Below are 20,422 nucleotides of genomic sequence, written 5' to 3'. Positions count from 1 at the left end.
TCCCGTACGACCTCGTACGCTCACCCCTATGCCCGCGCACGTCCTGATCCTCGGCGGCACCACCGAGGCCCGCCGCCTCGCCGCCGGCCTCGCCACCCGGACCGGCGTCCGGGTGACCACGTCCCTGGCCGGCCGCGTCACGCGACCGGGAGCGCCGGCGGGCGAGGTACGGGTCGGCGGCTTCGGTGGTGCGGAGGGCCTGGCCGACTGGCTGCGCGCGCACCATGTGGACGCCCTGGTCGACGCCACCCATCCCTTCGCCGAGACGATCACGGCCAACGCGGCCCGCGCGGCGGCGGCCACCGGAGTGCCGACGGTGGTGCTGCGCCGCCCCGGCTGGCGGCCGGGCCCAGGGGACCGCTGGTACGACGTCCCGTCCCTGGCCGGGGCCGCCGAGGCGCTGCCCGGTCTCGGCCGCCGGATCTTCCTGAGCACCGGACGCCTGGGCCTCGGCACGTTCGCCCATCTGACGGACCTGCACTTCGTGGTCCGCTCGGTGGAACCGCCCGAGCCGCCCCTGCCGCCGCGCATGGAACTGGTCCTCGCGCGCGGCCCGTTCACCGTCGCCGACGAGACGGAGCTGCTGCGCACCCACCGCATCGAGGTGCTGGTGACCAAGGACAGCGGCGGGCAGGCCACGGCCGCGAAGCTGACGGCGGCGCGGGAACTCGGCCTGCCCGTCGTCGTCGTACGCCGCCCTCCGCTGCCGCGGGGCGTCACAGCGGTGCCCGACGTGGCGGGTGTACTGGAGTGGCTCGGCGTCGGCCCGGCGTGAGGACCGACTTCCGGAGCCGGTCGACGGTACGCAGCACCTTGTGTCCGGCACCCGGTGCCCGGCGCGGCTACTGATCCCCTGGGTTTCTGCGCAACAGATACGTGTCCATGATCCAGCCCTTGCGCTCGCGTGCCTCCGCCCGCACCCGCTCGATGCGCGGACCGGCCTCGGCGATCGGGCCGGAGATCAGGAGCTCGTCCGGAGTGCCGATGTACGCGCCCCAGTAGATGTCGATGTCCTGTTCGGCGTACCGCCGGAAGGACTGGTGCGCGTCCAGCATCACGACCACGTCGTCCACGCCCTCGGGGAACCCCTCGGCCAGCCGCCGCCCGGTGGTGATCTGCACCGGCCGGGCCACCCGGTTCAGGCCCGTACGATGCCGGGCGACCAGGGCGGAGACACTGCTGATGCCGGGTATCACGTCGTACTCGAACGCGACCGCGCCGCGCTCCAGCACCTCCTGAAGAACCCCGAGCGTGCTGTCGTACAACGCCGGATCGCCCCACACCAGGAAGGCGCCGGTGCCGTCCTCGCCGAGCTCCTCGGCGATCAGCCGCTCGTAGATCCCGGCGCGGGCGCTGCGCCAGTCCTCCACGGCCGGCGAGTACGCCGATCCGCCCGCCTTGCGGTCCCGCTCCGGGTCACGGGCCTGAACCACCCGGTACGACCCCTCGGGCAGATGCGCGTCCAGTATGTCCCGGCGGAGCTGGGTGAGATCGCTCTTCACCTCGCCCTTGTCGAGCAGGAAGAACACGTCCGTGCTCCGCAGCGCCCTGACGGCCTGCAGGGTCAGCTGCTCGGGGTCGCCCGCGCCGATACCGATGACATGAATCTTTCGCACGCCCCGAGTCTGCCCCATCCCACCGACAGCGCCCGCACCGCGTCCACACGCGGCGCCACGACCCCCGCGCGCCGGTGAGGAGGAACAGAGGCATCCCGGTCGCCCGTCACTGCCCCAGTCGCGGCGCCTCTTCCCGCGCGTCCACCGGTCCCCGCCCGCTCTCCACCCGCCCGGCCAGCTCCCGCGCCCACCGGGCGAGCCCGGCGAGATCGATGCCGTACGGACGGTCCTCGCCCCGCTCCCTCTCCCATTCCGCGAGCGCGCCCGCGCCCCGCCGCAGCAGCCGGGCCCCGCCGACGGCGTTGCCGCGGGCCGCATGGGTGAGCCCCACCGCCAACTGGGCCAGCCCCCGCCACAGCATGCGCTCCTCCGCCGGCCCCGACTTCCAGGCGTCCTCGAACACCTCGTGCGCGTGGAACGGCTTCCCCGTGTCCAGCAGCGCCTGCGCCTCGGCGACGGTCTCCCGCGGAACCCGTACGACACCCTCCGGCTGCCGGGGGACGCCCTCCGCGCCGTAGGGCAACGGCCGTCCGAGCCCGTCCCGGGGCCGCGCGCTGCGGGCCCGCCCGTCCGTGTCCCGGTCCCTGGCATCCGATGCGCCCGCGTTCGTCATACCGCCGATTGTCCCCCGCCCGCCGGACGTGGGGTAAAGTGCTGTTCGCGCGATCACGCGGGTCACCGCGGGTGGGCGCATCGGGACGTGGCGCAGCTTGGTAGCGCACTTGACTGGGGGTCAAGGGGTCGCAGGTTCAAATCCTGTCGTCCCGACTTGCGAAGTAGCAGGTCAGAGGCCGTATCGGGGCACACCGATACGGCCTCTTGGTGTTCCCGGGGACCATCGACGTCCGGCGCGCCGCTTGCCGAAGCGCCCCGCCGACCGTTCACGTACGGGCGTCTCAGCCCTTGTTGGAGCCCAGGGTCAGGCCGCTGACGAACTGGCGCTGGAGTGCGAAGTAGACGACCAGGGTCGGGATCGCGGTCAGCAGGGAGCCCGCGGCGACCAGGTTGGGGTCGGTGAAGTACTGGCCGGAGAGGTTGTTCAGGGCCGAGGTGATCGGCATGTTCTCACCGGTCGAGATCAGGACCAGGGCCCAGAAGAAATCGTTGTAGATCCAGATCGACAGCAGGGTCGCCAGGGCCGCCATCGCCGGCTTGCACAGCGGCAGCGTGATCTGCCAGTACAGCCGCCACACCGAGGCACCGTCGACCAGCGCGGCCTCCGTCAGCTCGTGCGGCAGCGAGCGCATGTAGTTGCTCAGCACGAACGCGCAGAACCCGGACTGGAACGCCACATGGATGAGCACCAGGCCGAGCGCGGAGTCGTACAGCTTGCCGCTCTGTGTGATGCCCGGCAGGTTCGTCAGCAGGTACAGCCGGTACAGCGGGGTGATGATGACCTGCTGCGGCAGCAGGTTGCCGGCCGTGAACACCAGCAGGAGGGCGAGGTTCAGACGGAAGTCGAACCGGGCGACGTAGAACGCCACGCAGGAGGACAGGAACAGCGTCAGCAGCACGGCCGGCACCGCGATGACCAGTGTGTTGCCGAAGTAGTGCAGCATGTCCGACTGCTTGAAGGCGTTCGTGAAGTTCTCGAACGTCAGCTTGTCCGGCCAGGAGACGTAACCCTTGGCGCTGGTCTCGCTGTACGGCCGCAGCGCCGAGAAGATCGCCCACAGCAGCGGTGCCAGCCACGCCAGCGCGGTACCGGCGAGGAAGACGTGCAGCAGGACGCGGGCCGGGCGGATGGGGGCGCGCCGTTTCAGCGGCACAGTGGTGCTGCTCATGCGCGCCGCTCCTTCCGGAAGGTGGCGATCAGATACGGGATGATCACCGCGAGGGAGATCACCAGCAGGACGACGGCGATGGCGGAGCCGTAACCGATGCGGCTGGACTCGCCGATGATGTTGTTGGTGACCAGGATCGACAGCAACTCGGTGCCCTGAGCACCCTTGTTGAAGACGAACACCAGGTCGAAGGCGCGCAGCGCCTCGATGATGGTGACGACCAGCACGACCGTGTTGGTCGGGCGCAGGGTGGGGAAGATGACGCTCTTGAACGTCTGCCACTCGTTGGCGCCGTCCAGCGCGGAGGCCTCCCGGAGCGAGGGGTCGACGCTCTTCAGACCGGCCAGGTACAGGATCATCATGTAGCCGGTGTGCCGCCAGGACGCGGCGATGAGGACGGCCCACAGGTTGAGGTGCGGGTCGCCGATCCAGTCGATGTAGTGGCCCGGCTTGTTGGCCCCGATGATGCTGTTGATCAGGCCGGTGTCGGGGTTGTAGACCAGCTGCCAGACGAATCCGATGCAGGCCATCGAGATGACGACCGGCAGGAAGAACACGGTCTGGTAGACCCGGCTGAAGCGGATCCGCTTGTCCAGCTGCACGGCCAGGAACAGGCCCAACGGCGTGGGGATCAGGATCAGTACGACGAACCAGATCACGTTGTGCTGGACGGCCGGCCAGAACTGCGGGTTGTCGTTGAAGAGTTGCTTGAAGTTGTCCAGGCCCACCCACTTGATCGAGTCGAACCCGATGCCGTCCCAGGTGGTGAAGGCGAGGAAGATCGAGGCGATGGCGGTGACCCACACCAGGAGCACGTGCAGGATCGTCGGCACGCCCGCCATCAGGGCGAGCGTGAACCGGTCACGGCGGGTCAGCAGACGGCGATGGCCGTGCGTGGCGCGCGTGCGCGCAGGCGAGGCGCCCGGAGGCGGCACGGCGGCCGCTTCCGGGGTGTTGGTGGTCGTATCGGTTGTCATCGGGCCGCTCACTGGGACGCGAAGATCGTCTTCTTTTGGCGCTCGATGGACGACAGCAGGCTGTCCACGCCCTTGGGGTTCTGGAGGAACTTCTGCAGGCCCGGCTGCATCACCGTGGAGGTGAAGTCGGGGCGGGAGTCGCGGTCCATGAACTGGGTGAGGTTCTTGGCGCCGCCGATCATGTCGAACGCCTTCTTCTGCAGCGCCGAGTACGCGGAGGTGCTGGCCTTGTCCGATGCGGCGACCACGCTCGGGTCGGTCTTGAGGTACAGCTCCTCGGCGGCCGGACTGCCCAGGTACTCCAGCAGTTTGAGGACACCGGCGTGGTTCTTCGGGGCCTTGCTGACCATGAAGCCGTCGGTGGGCGCCTCGACCGTCTCCTGGCCGTACGCGGAGTTGATCTCCGGGAAGGGGAAGAAGTCGAGGTCGTCCAGGTCGGCCTTGTTGGTGAACTGCTGGGCCACGAAGGAGCCGAGGAGGTACATGCCGGCCTTCTTCGACACCAGCGACTGCGCGGCGTCCTCCCAGGTACGGCCCATGAAGCCGTCCTGGTGGTAGGGCAGGAGCTCGGCCCAGTGGTCGAAGACGGCCTTCACCTTGGCGTCGGTCCAGGAGGCCTTGCCCGCCATCAGCTGGACGTGGAAGTCGTAGCCGTTGAGGCGGAAGTTGATCTGGTCGAAGGTGCCCATCGCCGGCCAGGCGTCCTTGTCACCGAAGGCGATCGGGACCAGGCCGTCCTTCTTCATCTGCTTGCACAGGGCGACGAGTTCGTCCCAGGCGGCGGGAATCTTGTAGCCGTGCTGCTGGAAGACGCTCTTGCGGTAGAAGATCGCCCAGGGATACGTCGTCACCGGCACGAAGTAGTACTTGCCGTCCTCGCCCTTGCTGAGCTTCTTCATCGCGTCGGGGAAGTTGTCCCCGATCTTCTGCCACACGTCGTCGACCGGCGAGGCCAGACCCTTCGCCGCGAAGAACTGCATGCGGTACCCGGCGAACCAGTTGAACACGTCGTCCGGCGTGCCCTGCAGATAGGAGTTGATCTGCTCCTGGAAGGTGTTGTGGTCCTTGGTGTTGACCTTCACGGTGATCCCGGACTGCTTCTGGAAGGCCGCGTAGACGTCCGCGAAGGCCTTCTTCGGCACGGCGTCCGAGGCGTTGGAGCCGAGCGTGACGGTCTTCGGGTCGGAGGAGGAACCGCTGCTTCCACAGGCGGACAGCAGGGGGATGCCGGCCCCGGCGAGCAGGGCGGCACCGCCCGCTCCGCGCAGGACCGAACGGCGGCTGGGACCCGGGAGGGAAAGACCGGAGGGGGACAGGCGCATGGCGGCTCCTGAGGAATACCAGGGCTCGGTCAAGGGGATGAGTCGATCACCGAAAGGTTTACGAAACCGCTCAGAAACCAACTCGACCGAACATCGTGGGCGTAATAACAGCCCCATGTCCGCTCATGAGTCAATAGGGCGGCCTCCACTGGGCGGTCTCTTGCCCGAAACGTAATCGTCACCGTTACCTGCGTGTTCGCCGCCGCGCAGAGCCGAACAGCCCCCACGGCGCGGGCGGCCGTGGGGGCTGTGTGAACACGAGTGGTTCCGTTTCGGGTCCTGACCAGCGCGGTTCAGGGCCTGACCAGCAGCTGGAACTCGAAGGCGTACAGCGACGCCCGGTACACATGGCTGCCGTACTCCACCGGCCGGCCGGTGACGTCGTACGCGGTGCGCACCATGGTGAGCAGGGCGGCGCCCTCCTTCTCCTCCAGCAGGGTCGCCTCCCCGGCCGTCGCGCTGCGGGCGCCGATGGACTGGCGGGCGCTGTGCAGGACGATCCCGGCGGACCGCATCATGCGGTACAGACTCGTCGACTCCAGCCGCTGCGTGGGCAGTTCGAGCAGGGAGGCCGACAGGTAGTTGCACAGGAACGCAACCGGCCGGCCGTGGGTGCAGCGCAGCCGCTCCAGTACGGTGACCTCGGCGCCCTCCGCGATCCCGAGGGCCGCGGCCACCTCGGCGGGTGCCGGGATCCGTTCGTTGCGCAGCACCCGGGTGGTCGGCTCCTGCCCGGCCGACTCCAGGTCGTCGTAGAGGCTGCTGAGCTCCAGCGGCCGTCTGACCTTGCTGTGCACGACCTGCGTGCCCACCCCGCGCCGGCGCACCAACAGGCCCTTGTCGACCAGGGACTGGATCGCCTGGCGCACGGTGGGGCGGGACAGGCCGAGCCGTGCGGACAGGTCCACCTCGTTGCCCAGGAGGTTGCCCGGGGCCAGGGTGCCGCGTTCGATGGCCGCCTCCAGCTGCTGGGCGAACTGGTAGTACAGCGGCACCGGGCTCGTGCGGTCCAGTGTGAAGCTGAGCGGGTCGAGCGCGCGATCACCCGGTGCCGTGCGCTGCTCGGTGCGGTGTACTGGGCTCATGTCTCTCAGGTGTAGGTCCGGGAGGCCGAAGGTGTCAATGGTTTGTACTTACATTCGGACCTCGTTGTGAAATGATGTCTTAACAAAGTATTGACAGCGGGCTCGCCACGGACTTGTATCCCGTCCCAACGCAATCAGCGTCCCTTCCCCGTCACACGCACAGTGAGGTGCAGGAAAGATGGACCGCTCTTCTCCCTCCCGCTCCCGGAGACTGGCCCCGATGGTCGCGGTGGCCGCCGCGGCGGCCCTGACCCTCGCCGGCTGCGCCAGCAGTCATGGCGGCAAGAAGGCCGAGGAGGCGGCACAGAACGCCTCGGCGGGCAGGGCCGACACCCCTCGGATGACCGTCGCGCTGGTCACGCACCAGGCACCCGGCGACACCTTCTGGGACACCGTCCGCAAGGGCGCCGAGGCCGCCGCCGCCAAGGACAACATCAAGCTCGTCTACTCCGCCGACCCCAACGCCGGCAACCAGGCGAACCTGGTGCAGAACGCGATCGACCAGAAGGTCGACGGCATCGCGGTCACCCTCGCCAAGCCGGACGCGATGAAGAACGTCATCGGCAAGGCGGAGCAGTCCGGCATCCCGGTCGTGGGCCTGAACTCGGGACTGAGCGACTGGAGGAAGCTCGGCCTGCTGGAGTTCTTCGGGCAGGACGAGAGCGTGGCGGGCGAGGCGTTCGGCGACAAGCTGAACACGACCGGCGCCAAGAAGATCGTCTGTGTGATCCAGGAGCAGGGCAATGTGGGCCTCACCCAGCGCTGCGACGGTGTGAAGAAGACGTTCAAGGGCACGGCTGAGACGCTGTACGTGAACGGCACGGACATGCCGTCCGTGCGGTCGACGATCACGGCCAAGCTGAAGCAGGACAGCTCCATCGACACGGTCGTCACCCTCGGCGCCCCCTTCGCCCTGACCGCCGCGCAGGCGCTCGGCGACGCGGGCAGCAAGGCCAAGGTGGCCACCTTCGACCTGAACAAAGACCTGGTGAAGGCCGTCCAGAACGGCTCCATCGAGTTCGCCGTCGACCAGCAGCCCTACCTCCAGGGATACCTGGCGGTCGACGCCCTGTGGCTCTACAAGTACAACGGCAACTACAGCGGCGGCGGAGTCCAGCCGGTACTGACCGGCCCGGCCTTCGTCGACAAGTCCAACGTCGACAAGGTCGGCCAGTTCGCCGCGAAGGGGACCCGGTGATGAGCATGGCCCAGCAGGCTGAACCGGCCCTCGGCAGGCCGCCGGCGCCCGGCTCGAAACAGCAGGACGGCCGCACCGCGCGGCGCCCGCTGGCGCTGCGGCTGCTGGCCCGCCCCGAGGTGGGTGTCTTCCTCGGCGCGGCCGCCGTACTGGTCTTCTTCCTGATCGTCGCGCCCGCGGTCCGCCAGGGCAGCTCGATGGCCACGATCCTCTACCAGTCCTCGACCATCGGGATCATGGCCCTGCCGGTGGCCCTGCTGATGATCGGCGGCGAGTTCGACCTCTCGTCCGGCGTCGCGGTGATCTCCTCGGCGCTCACCGCGAGCATGCTCAGCTACCAGCTGACCCTGAACGTGTGGACGGGCGTGATCGTCGCCCTGGCCGTCTCGCTCGCGATCGGCTTCTTCAACGGCTGGCTGGTGGTCAGGACCGGCCTGCCCAGCTTCCTCATCACCCTCGGCACCTTCCTGATCCTGCAGGGCGCGAACCTGGCGGTGACCAAGCTGGTCACCGGCAATGTCGCCACCGACGACATCAGCGACATGGACGGTTTCGACCAGGCGAAGAAGCTCTTCGCGTCCTCGTTCACCGTGGGCGGGGTCGAAGTGAAGATCACGGTGGTGTGGTGGCTGGTGTTCGCGGCCCTCGCGACCTGGGTGCTGCTGCGCACCAAGTACGGCAACTGGATCTTCGCGGTCGGCGGCAACAAGGAGAGCGCGCGGGCCGTCGGTGTCCCGGTGACCTTCACCAAGATCTCGCTGTTCATGCTGGTCGGCTTCGGCGCCTGGTTCGTCGGCATGCACAACCTGTTCTCCTTCAACACCGTGCAGTCCGGCGAGGGCGTCGGCCAGGAGCTGATCTACATCGCGGCGGCGGTGATCGGCGGCTGTCTGCTGACCGGTGGTGCCGGCTCCGCGATCGGCCCGGTCTTCGGGGCCTTCATGTTCGGCATGGTGAACCAGGGCATCGTGTTCGCCGGCTGGAACCCCGACTGGTTCAAGGCATTCCTGGGCGTGATGCTGCTCGGCGCCGTCCTGATCAATCTGTGGGTCCGGCGTACCGCGACCCGGAGGTAACCGATGACTGACAACAAGACCCACGGCACCGTCGTCCAGGACACGCCGCCCGACTCGGAGGGGCTGCTGGTCGAACTGCGCGGGGCGGGCAAGTCCTACGGCAACATCCGCGTTCTGCACGGCGTCGACCTGAAGGTGCATGCCGGTCAGGTGACGTGCGTGCTGGGCGACAACGGCGCCGGCAAGTCCACCCTCATCAAGATCGTCTCGGGGCTGCACCGGCACACCGAGGGCGAGTTCCTCGTCGACGGGCAGCCGGTGCGCTTCTCCACCCCGCGCGAGGCCCTCGACAAGGGCATCGCGGCGGTCTACCAGGACCTGGCCACGGTGCCGTTGATGCCGGTGTGGCGGAACTTCTTCCTCGGCTCGGAGATGACCAGGGGCCCCTGGCCGGTCCGGCGCCTGGACATCGCGGCGATGAAGAAGACCGCGGACGAGGAACTGCGCAACATGGGCATCGTCCTGGACGACCTGGAACAGCCCATCGGCACTCTCTCCGGCGGCCAGCGCCAGTGCGTGGCCATCGCCCGCGCCGTCTACTTCGGCGCCCGCGTCCTCATCCTGGACGAGCCGACCGCCGCCCTGGGCGTCAAGCAGTCGGGTGTGGTGCTGAAGTACATCGCCGCCGCCCGCGACCGCGGCCTCGGCGTCATCTTCATCACCCACAATCCGCACCACGCCTATATGGTCGGCGACCACTTCAGCGTGCTGCGGCTGGGCACCCTGGAGCTGTCCGCCTCCCGCAGCGAGGTGAGCCTGGAGGAGCTGACCAACCACATGGCGGGCGGCGCCGAACTCGCGGCCCTCAAGCACGAACTGGCCCAGGTACGCGGCGTCGACGTGGAGGAACTCCCCGAGGAGAACGAGCTCACGGCACCCGTCGCACCCTCTGCGGAAGGAACCCCCTGACCATGGCCACCCCCACCCCGCTGGACCGGATCCGGGTCGGCTCGGCCCCCGACTCCTGGGGCGTCTGGTTCCCCGACGACCCGCGGCAGGTGCCCTGGGAACGCTTCCTGGACGAGGTGGCCGAGGCCGGCTACGAGTGGATCGAACTCGGCCCCTACGGCTACCTCCCCACCGACCCGGCGCGGCTCAGGGACGAGGTGGCCCGGCGGAACCTGAAGGTGTCCGCCGGCACGGTCTTCACCGGCATGCACCGCGGCCCGTCCGTCTGGGAGGAGACCTGGGCCCACGTCGGCCAGGTCGCCGCGCTCACCCAGGCGATGGGCGCGCGGCACCTGGTGGTCATCCCCTCCTTCTGGCGGGACGACAAGACCGCCGAGATCCTGGAACCACCGGAGCTGACCGCCGAGCAGTGGGCCCACCTGACCAAGGGCATGGAACGGCTCGGGCACGAGGTCAAGGAGACCTACGGCCTGGACATCGTGGTCCACCCGCACGCCGACACCCATATCGACACCGAGGACCACGTCGAACGCTTCCTGGACTCGACCGACACCGAGCTGGTCAACCTCTGCCTGGACACCGGGCACTACGCCTACTGCGGCGGGGACAGCGTCAAGCTCATCGAGACCTACGGCGAACGCATCGGCTATCTCCACCTCAAGCAGGTCGACCCGGACGTCCTCGCCGAGGTGGTCGCGAACGGGGTGCCGTTCGGGCCGGCGGTGCAGCGCGGCGTGATGTGCGAACCGCCGTCCGGCGTGCCCGAGTTGGGGCCCGTCCTCAAGGCGGCGCAGCAACTGGGCGCGGAGCTGTTCGCGATCGTCGAGCAGGACATGTATCCCTGCGAGCCGGACACGCCCCTGCCGATCGCGGTACGGACACGGCGGTTCCTGCGGTCCTGCGGGGCGTGAAGTCCCGGCGTGCCCCCGATTGTTTCCTGCGCAACCACGACGGATTCGGATCCGAGGTGGCCGGGAACCAACCGGGGGCACGCGGGCGTTGTGCAGACGACGGGGGACGCCCGCGCAGACGGGAGGACGAGATGACACACCGCACGGAAGCCCTGGACACGACCGACGCGGCGGCTGTGCGCCGCACCCGCTTCGGCTCGCTGCCCGAGCGGATACGTCCCGAGGACACGGTGGAGACGAAGCCGGCGACCGTTCCGGACCCGGCGCGTGACACCTACAACCCGGACGAGTGGCTGATCCGGTACTGCGGCTGAGACGGACGCCGACTGAGCAGGCGCTGGCTGACACAGGCGCCCGGCTGAGACAGACGTACGGCGCCGGGCAGACGCCCGGCGCCGTACGGTCGGCTCACGCCTGCCGTACCTCGGCGAGTGTCACCGGGCGGTGCTCGCGCAGGGACAGGGTGCAGGCCTCGGCGATCCAGCCTGCCTCCAGGGCGTCCTCGACGGTGCAGGGCGAGGGGCGGGTGCCGGCCACGACCTCGGTGAACGCGGTGAGTTCGGCGCGGTAGGCGTCGGTGAAGCGGTCCATGAAGAAGTCGTGCGGGGTGCCCGAGGGGAAGCTCACGCCGGGCTCGACCGAGCGCAGCGGCAGCTTGTCGTCCAGGCCGACCGCGATCGAGTCCTGGAAGCCGTGGAGCTCCATGCGGACGTCGTAACCCCGGGCGTTGTGACGGGAGTTGGACATCACCGCGATGGTGCCGTCGTCCAGCGTGAGGATCGCGCCGGTGGTGTCGGCGTCCCCGGCCTCCTTGATGTAGTCGGCGCCCCGGTTGCCGCCGACCGCGTACACCTCGGTGACCTCATGGCCCGTCACCCAGCGGATGATGTCGAAGTCGTGCACGGAGCAGTCCCGGAAGATGCCACCGGACGCGGCGATGTACGCGGCCGGCGGCGGCGCCGGGTCCAGCGTCGTGGAGCGGACCGTGTGCAGCTTGCCCAGCTCGCCCGCCTGGACGGCGGCCCGCGCGGCGGTGAAGCCCGCGTCGAAGCGGCGGTTGTAGCCGATCTGGATCGGCACCTCGCTGCCGCGGACGGCCTTCAGCACCTCGACGCCCTCGCTCATCGTCTTCGCGACGGGCTTTTCGCAGAACACCGGGACGCCGGCCTCGACACCGGCCAGGATCAGGGCGGGGTGGGCGTCGGTCGCGGCCGCCACCACGATGCCGTCCACGCCGGCGGCCAGCAGTGCCTCCGGCGAGTCCACGACCTCGGCCCCGAACCGCTCGGCGGCGGCCTTGGCCGCGTCCGCGAACGGGTCGGTGACGACGAGCGACTCGACGGCGTCGAGGCCGGAGAGGGTCTCGGCATGGAAGGCGCCGATGCGGCCGAGGCCGAGGATTCCGATACGCATGGGGATGAGGCTCCTTGCAGTTCCTATGGGGACGAGGAAGTTCCTACGCGAAGAGGAAGTTCCTACGGGGACGAGCGGAGGGGGAGGTTCAGTCGAGGCCGCCGAGCACGTTCTGGTCCCAGTCGATCACCGACCCGGTCACCACCCCGGACCGGTCGGACAGCAGGAACACCACGAAGTCGGCGATCTCGTCCGGTTGGCCGAGCTTGCCCATCGGCACCTTCATCGCGGCCTGCTCGCGCCAGTCGTCGCCGGCACCGTGGAAGGCGCGCTGGGTGGCGTCCTCGCCCTCCGTCGCGGTCCAGCCGATGTTCAGGCCGTTGATCCGGATCCGGTCCCAGCGGTGGGCGTGCGCGGCGTTGCGGGTCAGGCCCGCAAGACCCGCCTTGGCGGCGACGTACGGCGCGAGGAACGGCTGACCGCCGTGCGCCGACGAGGTGATGATGTTGACGATCGCGCCGGGCGCCTTGCGGGCCGTCATGTCGGCGACCGCCGCCTGCATCGCGAAGAACGGCCCCTTGAGGTTGATCGCGATGTGCTGGTCGAACAGTTCCTCGGTCGTGTCCAGCAGCGTGCCCCGGGTGGTCAGCCCCGCCGAGTTGACCAGGCAGTCGATCCGGCCGTAGGCGTCCACCACCTCGGCGACCGCCGCCTTGGCCTGGTCGGCGTCCGCCAGGTCGGCACGCACGAACATCGCCTTGGCCCCGGCCGACGCCAGCTCGGCGACCAGCGCCTCACCCGGTTCCGTACGGCGGCCGGTGACCGCCACGACGGCGCCCTCCCGGACGGCGGCCCGCGCGATCGCGGCCCCGACCCCCTGACTGCCGCCGTTGACCAGGACGATCTTTTCCCGGAGAAGTCCGTCGAGAAGTCCCATGACGTTCCTCAGCTCTCTCGCCTCTGCGTACCGGCCCGCAGCTCCGCACGGAGCCGCTCCGGGGCCCACTTCTCGCGCACCGCCCGCCGCAGCACGTCCGCCTGCGCCGGCGGGGCCAGGCCCTCGACCGGCGGGTCGCTGTCGAGGTTGGTCGGGAAGGGATAGCCCTCGGCGCTCGCCGCGATCACGTTCTCCAGCCACTCCTCGCCGGCGCCCCCGGCCGCGCGCCGCAGCAGCACCGGGAACACCGCGTTCGCCACGGCTTCCCGGTCCACCGTCTCCATCGCGCGTCCGAAGGCGGAGGACACCTGGAGCAGATTGGCCGTGCGCCGCACGTCCGCCGTGTTGGTGCCGGCGGCGTGGAAGAGCGCGGGGTTGAAGAAGGCCGCGTCGCCCTTGGCGAGCGGGAGGTGCACGTGGTGCTGCTCGAAGTACGCCTGGAACTCCGGCAGCCGCCAGGCCAGATACCCCGGCTCGTACAGCTGCGAGTACGGCAGATAAAGCGTCGGACCCGATTCCACCGGCATGTCGCAGTGGGCGACCGCGCCCTGGAGGGTGAGCACCGGGGAGAGGCGGTGCACATGCGCCGGGTAGGCGGCCGCGACCGCGTTGCTCAGGAAGCCGAGGTGGTAGTCCCGGTGCGCCCGCTGGCCCGCGCCGCCCGGATTGACCACGTTGACCTGCGAGGTCACCTGGTAGCCGGGGCCCAGCCAGGCCGAGCAGACCAGGGCCAGGACGTCGTTCGCGTAGTAGTCGGCGAACGCCTCCGCGTCGTACAGGGCCGTCTTCTCCAGCGCGTTCCACACCCGGTCGTTGGCGCCCGGCCGCGCGAAATGGTCGCCGGCCCCGGCGCCCGAGGCCCGCTGCTCGGCGATCAGCGCCTCGAAGACGGCCGTGACCCGGTCGACGACCACCGGGTCCGGGTAGGCACCCCGGATGACGACGATTCCGGGGCCGTCGGCGAACGCCCGCACCAGCTCGTCCCGCAGGGCGCCCGGGTCCTCGGCGGCGCGCAGCCGCTCACCCTCGTACACCAGGACGTTCTCCGTCACCGAGACGGCGTGCGGGTAGTCCGCGAGGTGGGTCGTCCGCTCGAGCAGAGCGCGGAAGGCGTCCAGGTCGCAGTCCCGCTCGGACAGCCAGGCGCGGCCTGGCACGGAGGCGACGGACATCGGTGTCCTTTCGGTCATGGCCTTACGGCCTCGGGCCCTCGAGCACGGCTTCCGGCCGATTGTGGCTTTCGGCCACGGCGACGACGCGGCCCTGTCATTCTTGTCAGTACAAACCCCTCGAACAACCAGCAGCCAGCCATCAAAAACCCCTCAAGGAGCCGGCCCATGGGCCATCCGTTCCCCATCCGGGAGATCGCACGTCAGGCGGGTCTCAGCGAGGCCACGGTCGACCGTGTGCTGAACGGCAGGGGAGGGGTGCGCGAGAGCACCGCGCAGGAGGTGCACCGGGCCATCGCCGACCTCGACCGGCAGCGCACCCAGGTGCGGCTGGTCGGCCGTACCTTCATGGTCGACATCGTGGTGCAGGCGCCCGAGCGGTTCAGTACCGCCGTCCGCGCCGCGCTGGAGGCCGAACTGCCGTCCCTGCACCCGGCCGTGGTCCGCTGCCGTTTCCACTTCCGCGAGACCGGCCCGGCCGCCGAACAGGTCAGGACGCTGGACCGGATCGCCCGGCGCGGCTCCCAGGGTGTGATCCTCAAGGCCCCGGACGTCCCCGAGGTCACCGCCGCCGTGGGCCGGCTCACCGCGGCCGGCATCCCCGTCGTCACCCTGGTCACCGACCTGCCCGCCAGCGGCCGGGTCGGCTACGTCGGCAGCGACAACCGGGCCGCCGGAGCGACCGCCGCCTATCTGATGGGCCAGTGGCTCGGCGACCGGCCCGGCAATGTCCTCACCAGCCTCAGCAGCGGCTTCTTCCGCAACGAGGAGGAGCGCGAGATGGGCTTCAGGAGCGTGATGAGGGCCCGCCATCCGCAGCGCACCCTGGTGGAGATAGCCGAGGGACAGGGCCTGGACGCCACCCAGTACGATCTGGTCCGCGCCGCCCTGGAACGCGATCCGGAGATCCGCGCCGTGTACTCCATCGGCGGCGGCAACAACGCCACCCTGCGCGCCTTCGCCGACCTCGGCCGTGCCTGCGCGGTGTTCATCGCCCACGACCTCGACCACGACAACACCCGGCTGCTGCGCGAGCGCCGGCTGTCCGCCGTGCTCCACCACGACCTGCGCCAGGACATGCGGGAGGCCTGCCACCTCGTCATGCGGGCGCACGGCGCACTGCCCCCGGCCGGCCCCGCGCTGCCGTCCGCGATCCAGGTCGTCACGCCGTACAACATGCCCGCGCAGCCGGCCGAGTGAAGGCGACGACCCGGTGACCCGCACCGAACACGTGGAGATCGAGGGCACACCGCTGGTCGCGACCCTCGTACCGGGCGGCGAGATCGGCCTGCTGGCCCTGCACGGCAGCAACGAAGGGGGTACGGCCGAACTCGCGGACCTCGTGGCCCGCCGCTGCGGCGCCACCAGCCTCGTCTTCACCCAGCCGGGCGCACGGGAGCCCGTGCACATCCCGTCCCCCCGCATGGCGGCCGACCACTGCGCGCTCCTGCGGGAGTTCCTGAAGCGGGTGTCCCTCACGGTCTCCCTGCACGGCCACATGCGCCCGGAGACACCGCACACGATCTTCCTCGGCGGCGGCAACAGGGCCGCGGCCCGTATCCTCGCCGAGGCGCTTGCCGCCGGGGCCCCGCAGTTCCCGGCCGTCGCCGACCTGACGGCGATCCCGGCCGCCCTGCGCGGCGTGCATCCCAGGAACCCGGTCAACCTGACCCGGCTGGGCGGCGTCCAGGTGGAGCTACCGCTTCTGGCCCGCACCAGGGGCGGCACCGACATCCCGCCGGGTCCGGTGGCCGACGCGCTGACCGCAGGGGTGGAAGCGCTGGGCAGGGCAGCGCCGGAAAGAGGCGCGGGGAACCGCGCGACCGACCACGACGGTGCCGCAGACGCCTGACGGCACATCGCGGCGCTTCGGACGGCGTACTCAGCCCGCCTCGACCTCCACCCAAGAAACGTGCCGAGCCGACCGTGTCATCGCGTCGAGCACGGCCGCACTCCACACCGCATCCGCAAGCGTCGCACCGTACGGCACACCCTCGGCAATGGACCGTACGAACCGGTAGGCCTCGATGACCTTCAGATCGTCATAGCCCATCGCATTGGCCGCCCCCGGCTGGAACGCGGCGAACTCACCGTCGCCCGGCCCCACGTACACCGTGCTCACCGGCTGGTCCTGATACGTCGTACCCCGGCTCACCGCCAGCTCGTTCATGCGCCGGAAGTCCCAGAAGACAGCCCCCTTCGTGCCGTGCACCTCGAAGCCGTAGTTGTTCTGCTCGCCGACCGAGACCCGGCAGGCCTCCAGGACCCCGCGGGCGCCGGAGGCGAAGCGGAGCAGACAGTTGACGTAGTCCTCGTTCTCGACCGGGCCGGGCTCGCCGCCGCAGGCGCGCGCGTGGCCGGCGGTGGCGCCGGCCGGACGGGCGCGCTCCGGGAGGAAGATCGCGGTGTCGGCGGTGAGCGAGGTGATGTCGCCGAGCAGGAAACGGGCCAGGTCGGCGCCGTGCGAGGCCAGGTCCCCGAGCACCCCGCTGCCGCCGCGCGCCCGCTCGTAGCGCCAGGTCAGGGCGCCGTCCGGATGGGCGGCGTAGTCGCTGAACAGCCGGATGCGGACATGGGTCACCGTGCCGATCTCACCGGAGGCGATCAGCTCGCGGGCGGTCTCGACGGCGGGCGCGTTGCGGTAGTTGAAGCCGACCGTGCCCCGCACACCGGCCTTGGCGACCGCGTCGGCGACCGCACGGGCGTCCCCGGCGGTCAGCCCGACCGGCTTCTCGATCCAGATGTGCTTGCCGGCCTCGGCCATCGCCACGCCGATCTCCTGGTGCAGGAAGTTCGGGGCGGTGATGCTGACGGCCCGTACGCGGGGGTCGGCGGCGACCTCGCGCCAGTCGCGGGTCGCGGAGGCGAACCCGAACCGTTCGGCGGCCTCCTCGGCCCGTCCCGGCACCTCCTCGGCGACCGTGATGAGCCGGGGCCGCAGCGGCAGCCGCGGATAGTGGTGCGGCAGCCGCGCGTACGCCTGGGTGTGCACCCGGCCCATCCAGCCGAACCCGACGACGGCGACACCCAGCTCATCCACCATGGCAGCCCTCCTGGGCCTGTTGGACCGGTCCATCCTCTGTCCAGGCCACCTTTGTGCGGACATGGTCAGCGTGTCAACCCTTTGACAGAGCGGCACGCCGCATGGAACGGTCCATCCATGAGACCGCCGACCATCCGTGACGTGGCCGAACGGGCCGGAGTGTCCAAGTCGCTGGTCTCGCTGGTGCTGCGCGGCTCGGGACCCGTGAGCGCCGAGAAGCGCGAGACCGTGCTGCGGGCCGTGCGCGAGCTGGGCTACCGGCCCAACGCGGCCGCCCGCAGCCTGAGCGAACAGCGCACCCGCACGGTCGGCGTCCTCCTGGACGACCTGCGCAACCCCTGGTTCGTCGACCTCCTCGACGGCCTCAACTCGCTGCTGCACGGCGCCGGGCTGCACATGCTGCTCGCCGACGCCCGGCTGAACCGGCGGATGGGGCACGACCTCGCCGAACCGTTCCTGGACCTGGGCGTCGACGGCCTGGTGATCGTCGGCACGGTCCCCGACGCGGGCGGTCTCGGCGTGCTCGCGCGGCGGATGCCGGTGGTCGTGGCCGGCGCCCGTGAGCCCCGGCCGGAGGGGGTGGACGTCGTCGCCGGGGACGACGAGCACGGGGCCCGGCTCGCCACCGAGCATCTGCTCGGCCTCGGCCACCGCCGGATCGCCCACCTCGCGGGCCACGGCGCGGTCGGCGCACTGCGCAGGAAGGGCTTCGAGGCGGCGATGCGGGCCCACGGCGCCGAACCGGTCGTCGAGCCGGGCGACCTCACCGAAGAGGGCGGCTACCGGGGGACCGTACGGCTGCTCAGCCGCCCGGAGCGGCCCACGGCGCTCTTCGCCGTCAACGACATGGCCTCGGTCGGCGCCCTCTCGGCGGCCGGGGAACTGGGCCTGAGGGTGCCGCACGACCTGTCGGTGGCCGGCTACGACAACACCAGCATCTCCCGGCTGCGGCACGTCTGGCTGACCACGGTCGACACCGCGCCGTACGAGATCGGCCGGCGCGCCGCCCGCTGCCTGCTCGACCGTGTCGAACGGCCGGACGGCGAGGCAAGCGTCCACCTCGCCGCGCCGACGCTGGAGATCCGGGGGACGACGGCGCCGCCCTGCGACGAACTCAGAGGTTGATCGCGTACGCCTTGCGCAGCGTCTCGTGCACCGTCCATGTCGTACGGTCGCCCGCGCGCAGCACCGCCATGTCGCCCGGACCCACCGTCAGTGTCGGTCCGCCCTCGACCTCGACGGTCGCCGAACCGCTGATCACGACGAACACTTCGTCCGCCTCCGTGTCGGTGACCACGCCCGGCGTGATCTGCCAGATGCCGCGGATCTGCCGGCCGTCCGGCGACTCCCAGACCACCTTCCCGGTGACCTCCGGGTTCCCGGAGACGATCTGCGCCGGGTCGAGGGGCTCGGGTTCGAGGCCGGCGTCGGGGATGTGGAGCGCGAAGCTGTGCGTCATGCGGCGAGCCTAGCCAGCGTCACGCGGGCGCCGCGGTCGACAGAGTGTGCGGCATCGGGGCTGGTGGGAGGACACTTCGTCGGCCCGTGCGGACTGGCGGCACGGCGTGGCCCGGGTGATCGTGGGGAACATGGCCGACTCCACGGCGGCCGGCACGCCACCGCCCCGGCAGCACGACACTCGCGAGGCCGTCCTGTTCGGCGGGGTGTACGGGGCCGTCCTCGCCAGCTCGATGGTGGCGGCGCTCTCGCAGTACGGCCGTACGACCGCCGCCGGCCGCCGCTACGACGCCGTGTGGCTGTTGGTGACCGCCCTCGCCTCCGCCCTCGCGCACGGCTACGCCCACTACATCGCCGAACGCACCCCGCACCGCCGCTGGGATGTGCTGCGCACGCTGCGGGACGAGTGGCCGCTGGTCCTGGCCGTGCTGCCCACGGTCTTCGTGCTCGCGGGCGCGGGCTGGGGCTGGTGGTCGCCGAACCGGGTCCAGTACCCGGCGTTCGCCCTCAACATCGTGATCCTGTTCGCCCTCGGCCTGATCACCGCCCGCTGGTCGGCCCGGAGTTGGCCCATGGCGGTCCTCATGGGGGCCGGGGACGCGTTGCTCGGCGTGATCGTGGTGGTGGCGAACGCGCTCATCAAGTAGGCGGCGCCCACCGGTCTCAGCAGCCGGTGCGGACCCCGTCCAGCGCGATCGCGAGGACCCGGTCGCGCCGGCCGTCGTCGTCGAAGGCCGTGGCTGTGATCCCGGCGACCATCCGCAGCAGGTCGGTGAAGTCCATGTCCGTGCGGGCCATGCCCGCCCCCTGGGCGCGCTCCAGCAGCGGGCCCCCCGCGGAGTACATCGAGTCGCGGCTGGCCTGGAAGATCTCCGACTCGTCGTCGAGTGCCTCGCGCACCGCGAGCTTGGTGACCATGTACCCGGCGAACCGGTCCAGCCAGGACGTCAGGGCCTCCCACGGCTCCAGGCCCGCGACCTCCTCGGCCGCCGCGCCGGCCTGCGGATTCCTCACCCTCTGGCATGACGCCCAGTGGCAGATAGCCGTGGTCGCCGGCCTGTTCGGCCTCGGCATCGGACCTGCCTTCGCCTCCATGGCCAACCTCATCGTCGGCAGCGTCCCGCCCGAGCAGACCGGCGCCGCGACCGGCATGAACGCCAACATCCGCACCATCGGCGGCTCCATCGGCGCCGCCGTCACCAGCGTCCTGGTCACCGGCCGCCTCCAGCCCTCCGGCCTGCCCTACGCCTCCGGCTACACCCACGGCTGGGCCCTGCTCGCCCTCCTCTGCCTCGCCGCGGCCGGCGCCGCCCTCCTCGTCCCGGCCCGCAGCCAGGGCCGTACGACGAACCCCGCCGCGACGGGGGTGACACAGGCACCTGCACGGGTGCGGTAGGGTTGACCTGCGTGATCACACGGGACACCCCGGGTGGGACCGCAACGGGACGTGGCGCAGCTTGGTAGCGCACTTGACTGGGGGTCAAGGGGTCGCAGGTTCAAATCCTGTCGTCCCGACGTGCGGAAGACGCGGGTCAGTGGCCGTGCCGGAGTGATCCGGCACGGCCACTTGGCCGTATCCGTGTG

At 70.4% G+C, this 20,422-nt stretch carries 21 protein-coding genes, 2 tRNA genes and 2 pseudogenes; 13 read left to right on the top strand and 12 right to left on the bottom strand.

Going from position 1 to position 20,422, the window contains the following annotated elements; translation table 11 throughout:
• Positions 1-28 precede the first annotated feature (28 nt).
• Positions 29-775 (top strand): cobalt-precorrin-6A reductase, encoded by a 747-nt coding sequence (locus tag BFF78_RS06085; RefSeq protein ID WP_069777326.1) that lies wholly within the window; start codon positions 29-31, stop codon positions 773-775.
• Between the two features lie 67 nt (positions 776-842).
• Here BFF78_RS06085 and cobF read toward each other — a convergent pair whose 3' ends face one another.
• The gene (gene cobF, locus BFF78_RS06080; RefSeq protein WP_193433420.1) at positions 843-1,616 is read right to left on the bottom strand and encodes a precorrin-6A synthase (deacetylating); all 774 of its coding nucleotides are present in this window, start codon (positions 1,614-1,616) and stop codon (positions 843-845) included.
• A gap of 106 nt (positions 1,617-1,722) precedes the next feature.
• On the bottom strand, positions 1,723-2,229 hold the full coding sequence (locus tag BFF78_RS06075; RefSeq protein ID WP_069777324.1) for a DUF309 domain-containing protein: 507 nt from the start codon (positions 2,227-2,229) through the stop codon (positions 1,723-1,725).
• Positions 2,230-2,310: 81 nt separating this feature from the next.
• Between BFF78_RS06075 and BFF78_RS06070 the strand changes: the two genes are divergently transcribed.
• Positions 2,311-2,384, top strand: a tRNA-Pro gene (locus BFF78_RS06070).
• 128 nt (positions 2,385-2,512) lie between these two features.
• Here BFF78_RS06070 and BFF78_RS06065 read toward each other — a convergent pair.
• From BFF78_RS06065 to BFF78_RS06050, 4 genes are all read right to left on the bottom strand, one after another.
• Positions 2,513-3,400 (bottom strand): carbohydrate ABC transporter permease, encoded by an 888-nt coding sequence (locus BFF78_RS06065; protein WP_069777323.1) that lies wholly within the window; start codon positions 3,398-3,400, stop codon positions 2,513-2,515.
• Positions 3,397-4,377, bottom strand: coding sequence for a carbohydrate ABC transporter permease (locus tag BFF78_RS06060; RefSeq protein ID WP_069777322.1), 981 nt, complete (start codon positions 4,375-4,377; stop codon positions 3,397-3,399). Before BFF78_RS06060 ends, BFF78_RS06065 begins: the two co-directional genes overlap by 4 nt.
• Before the next feature lie 8 nt (positions 4,378-4,385).
• Positions 4,386-5,699: an ABC transporter substrate-binding protein gene (locus tag BFF78_RS06055; RefSeq protein WP_069777321.1), complete on the bottom strand. Its 1,314-nt coding sequence runs from the start codon at positions 5,697-5,699 to the stop codon at positions 4,386-4,388.
• 293 nt (positions 5,700-5,992) lie between these two features.
• Positions 5,993-6,784, bottom strand: a complete 792-nt coding sequence (locus BFF78_RS06050) for a GntR family transcriptional regulator (protein WP_069777320.1) — start codon at positions 6,782-6,784, stop codon at positions 5,993-5,995.
• A 178-nt stretch (positions 6,785-6,962) separates the two neighbouring features.
• Here BFF78_RS06050 and BFF78_RS06045 point away from each other — a divergent pair, with 178 nt between their 5' ends.
• From BFF78_RS06045 to BFF78_RS06025, 5 genes are all read left to right on the top strand, one after another.
• Positions 6,963-7,982 carry a sugar ABC transporter substrate-binding protein gene (locus tag BFF78_RS06045; RefSeq protein WP_069777319.1) on the top strand — a complete coding sequence of 340 codons (1,020 nt, stop codon included), beginning with the start codon at positions 6,963-6,965 and terminating at the stop codon, positions 7,980-7,982.
• Positions 7,982-9,058, top strand: a complete 1,077-nt coding sequence (locus tag BFF78_RS06040) for an ABC transporter permease (RefSeq protein WP_069777318.1) — start codon at positions 7,982-7,984, stop codon at positions 9,056-9,058. Before BFF78_RS06045 ends, BFF78_RS06040 begins: the two co-directional genes overlap by 1 nt.
• A gap of 3 nt (positions 9,059-9,061) precedes the next feature.
• Complete coding sequence (locus tag BFF78_RS06035) at positions 9,062-9,967, top strand: ATP-binding cassette domain-containing protein (RefSeq protein WP_069777317.1); 906 nt, start codon at positions 9,062-9,064, stop codon at positions 9,965-9,967.
• A 2-nt stretch (positions 9,968-9,969) separates the two neighbouring features.
• On the top strand, positions 9,970-10,878 hold the full coding sequence (locus BFF78_RS06030) for a sugar phosphate isomerase/epimerase family protein (protein ID WP_069777316.1): 909 nt from the start codon (positions 9,970-9,972) through the stop codon (positions 10,876-10,878).
• A 131-nt stretch (positions 10,879-11,009) separates the two neighbouring features.
• On the top strand, positions 11,010-11,192 hold the full coding sequence (locus BFF78_RS06025; RefSeq protein ID WP_069777315.1) for a hypothetical protein: 183 nt from the start codon (positions 11,010-11,012) through the stop codon (positions 11,190-11,192).
• Between the two features lie 94 nt (positions 11,193-11,286).
• On the opposite strand, the gene BFF78_RS06020 is transcribed toward BFF78_RS06025, so the two are convergent.
• The 3 genes from BFF78_RS06020 to BFF78_RS06010 form a co-directional block, all read right to left on the bottom strand.
• Positions 11,287-12,291 carry a Gfo/Idh/MocA family protein gene (locus BFF78_RS06020; protein ID WP_069777314.1) on the bottom strand — a complete coding sequence of 335 codons (1,005 nt, stop codon included), beginning with the start codon at positions 12,289-12,291 and terminating at the stop codon, positions 11,287-11,289.
• A gap of 88 nt (positions 12,292-12,379) precedes the next feature.
• Positions 12,380-13,168 carry an SDR family oxidoreductase gene (locus BFF78_RS06015; protein ID WP_069777313.1) on the bottom strand — a complete coding sequence of 263 codons (789 nt, stop codon included), beginning with the start codon at positions 13,166-13,168 and terminating at the stop codon, positions 12,380-12,382.
• 8 nt (positions 13,169-13,176) lie between these two features.
• Complete coding sequence (locus BFF78_RS06010; RefSeq protein WP_069777312.1) at positions 13,177-14,340, bottom strand: phytanoyl-CoA dioxygenase family protein; 1,164 nt, start codon at positions 14,338-14,340, stop codon at positions 13,177-13,179.
• A gap of 165 nt (positions 14,341-14,505) precedes the next feature.
• Between BFF78_RS06010 and BFF78_RS06005 the strand changes: the two genes are divergently transcribed.
• Both BFF78_RS06005 and BFF78_RS06000 read left to right on the top strand, forming a co-directional pair.
• Complete coding sequence (locus BFF78_RS06005) at positions 14,506-15,537, top strand: LacI family DNA-binding transcriptional regulator (protein WP_069777311.1); 1,032 nt, start codon at positions 14,506-14,508, stop codon at positions 15,535-15,537.
• Positions 15,538-15,550: 13 nt separating this feature from the next.
• Entirely contained in the window at positions 15,551-16,189 is a 639-nt protein-coding gene (locus BFF78_RS06000; protein WP_069777310.1) for a poly-gamma-glutamate hydrolase family protein, read from the top strand.
• Between the two features lie 30 nt (positions 16,190-16,219).
• Here the strand turns inward: BFF78_RS06000 and BFF78_RS05995 are convergent, their stop codons facing one another.
• Positions 16,220-17,380: a Gfo/Idh/MocA family protein gene (locus tag BFF78_RS05995; protein WP_069777309.1), complete on the bottom strand. Its 1,161-nt coding sequence runs from the start codon at positions 17,378-17,380 to the stop codon at positions 16,220-16,222.
• Positions 17,381-17,497: 117 nt separating this feature from the next.
• Here BFF78_RS05995 and BFF78_RS05990 point away from each other — a divergent pair, with 117 nt between their 5' ends.
• Entirely contained in the window at positions 17,498-18,505 is a 1,008-nt protein-coding gene (locus tag BFF78_RS05990) for a LacI family DNA-binding transcriptional regulator (RefSeq protein WP_069777308.1), read from the top strand.
• On the opposite strand, the gene BFF78_RS05985 is transcribed toward BFF78_RS05990, so the two are convergent.
• A complete protein-coding gene (locus BFF78_RS05985) occupies positions 18,495-18,839 on the bottom strand; it encodes a cupin domain-containing protein (RefSeq protein WP_069777307.1) in 345 nt (114 codons plus the stop codon). The genes BFF78_RS05990 and BFF78_RS05985 overlap by 11 nt on opposite strands.
• A 130-nt stretch (positions 18,840-18,969) precedes the next feature.
• On the opposite strand from BFF78_RS05985, the gene BFF78_RS05980 reads away from it, so the two are divergent.
• On the top strand, positions 18,970-19,485 hold the full coding sequence (locus BFF78_RS05980; protein WP_069783410.1) for a hypothetical protein: 516 nt from the start codon (positions 18,970-18,972) through the stop codon (positions 19,483-19,485).
• A 16-nt stretch (positions 19,486-19,501) separates the two neighbouring features.
• On the opposite strand, the pseudogene BFF78_RS05975 reads toward BFF78_RS05980, so the two are convergent.
• Positions 19,502-19,825 (bottom strand): annotated as a pseudogene (locus tag BFF78_RS05975) (SbtR family transcriptional regulator); the annotation flags it as partial.
• A gap of 4 nt (positions 19,826-19,829) precedes the next feature.
• On the opposite strand from BFF78_RS05975, the pseudogene BFF78_RS05970 reads away from it, so the two are divergent.
• Both BFF78_RS05970 and BFF78_RS05965 read left to right on the top strand, forming a co-directional pair.
• Positions 19,830-20,234: pseudogene (locus BFF78_RS05970) on the top strand (MFS transporter); the annotation flags it as partial.
• Between the two features lie 45 nt (positions 20,235-20,279).
• Positions 20,280-20,353: transfer RNA gene (locus tag BFF78_RS05965), tRNA-Pro, on the top strand.
• Positions 20,354-20,422: the final 69 nt, after the last annotated feature.

It is taken from the genome of Streptomyces fodineus, from assembly GCF_001735805.1.
In the GTDB taxonomy this organism is placed as follows: Bacteria; Actinomycetota; Actinomycetes; order Streptomycetales; family Streptomycetaceae; genus Streptomyces; species Streptomyces fodineus.
This window is presented reverse-complemented; position numbering and strand designations above follow the sequence as displayed.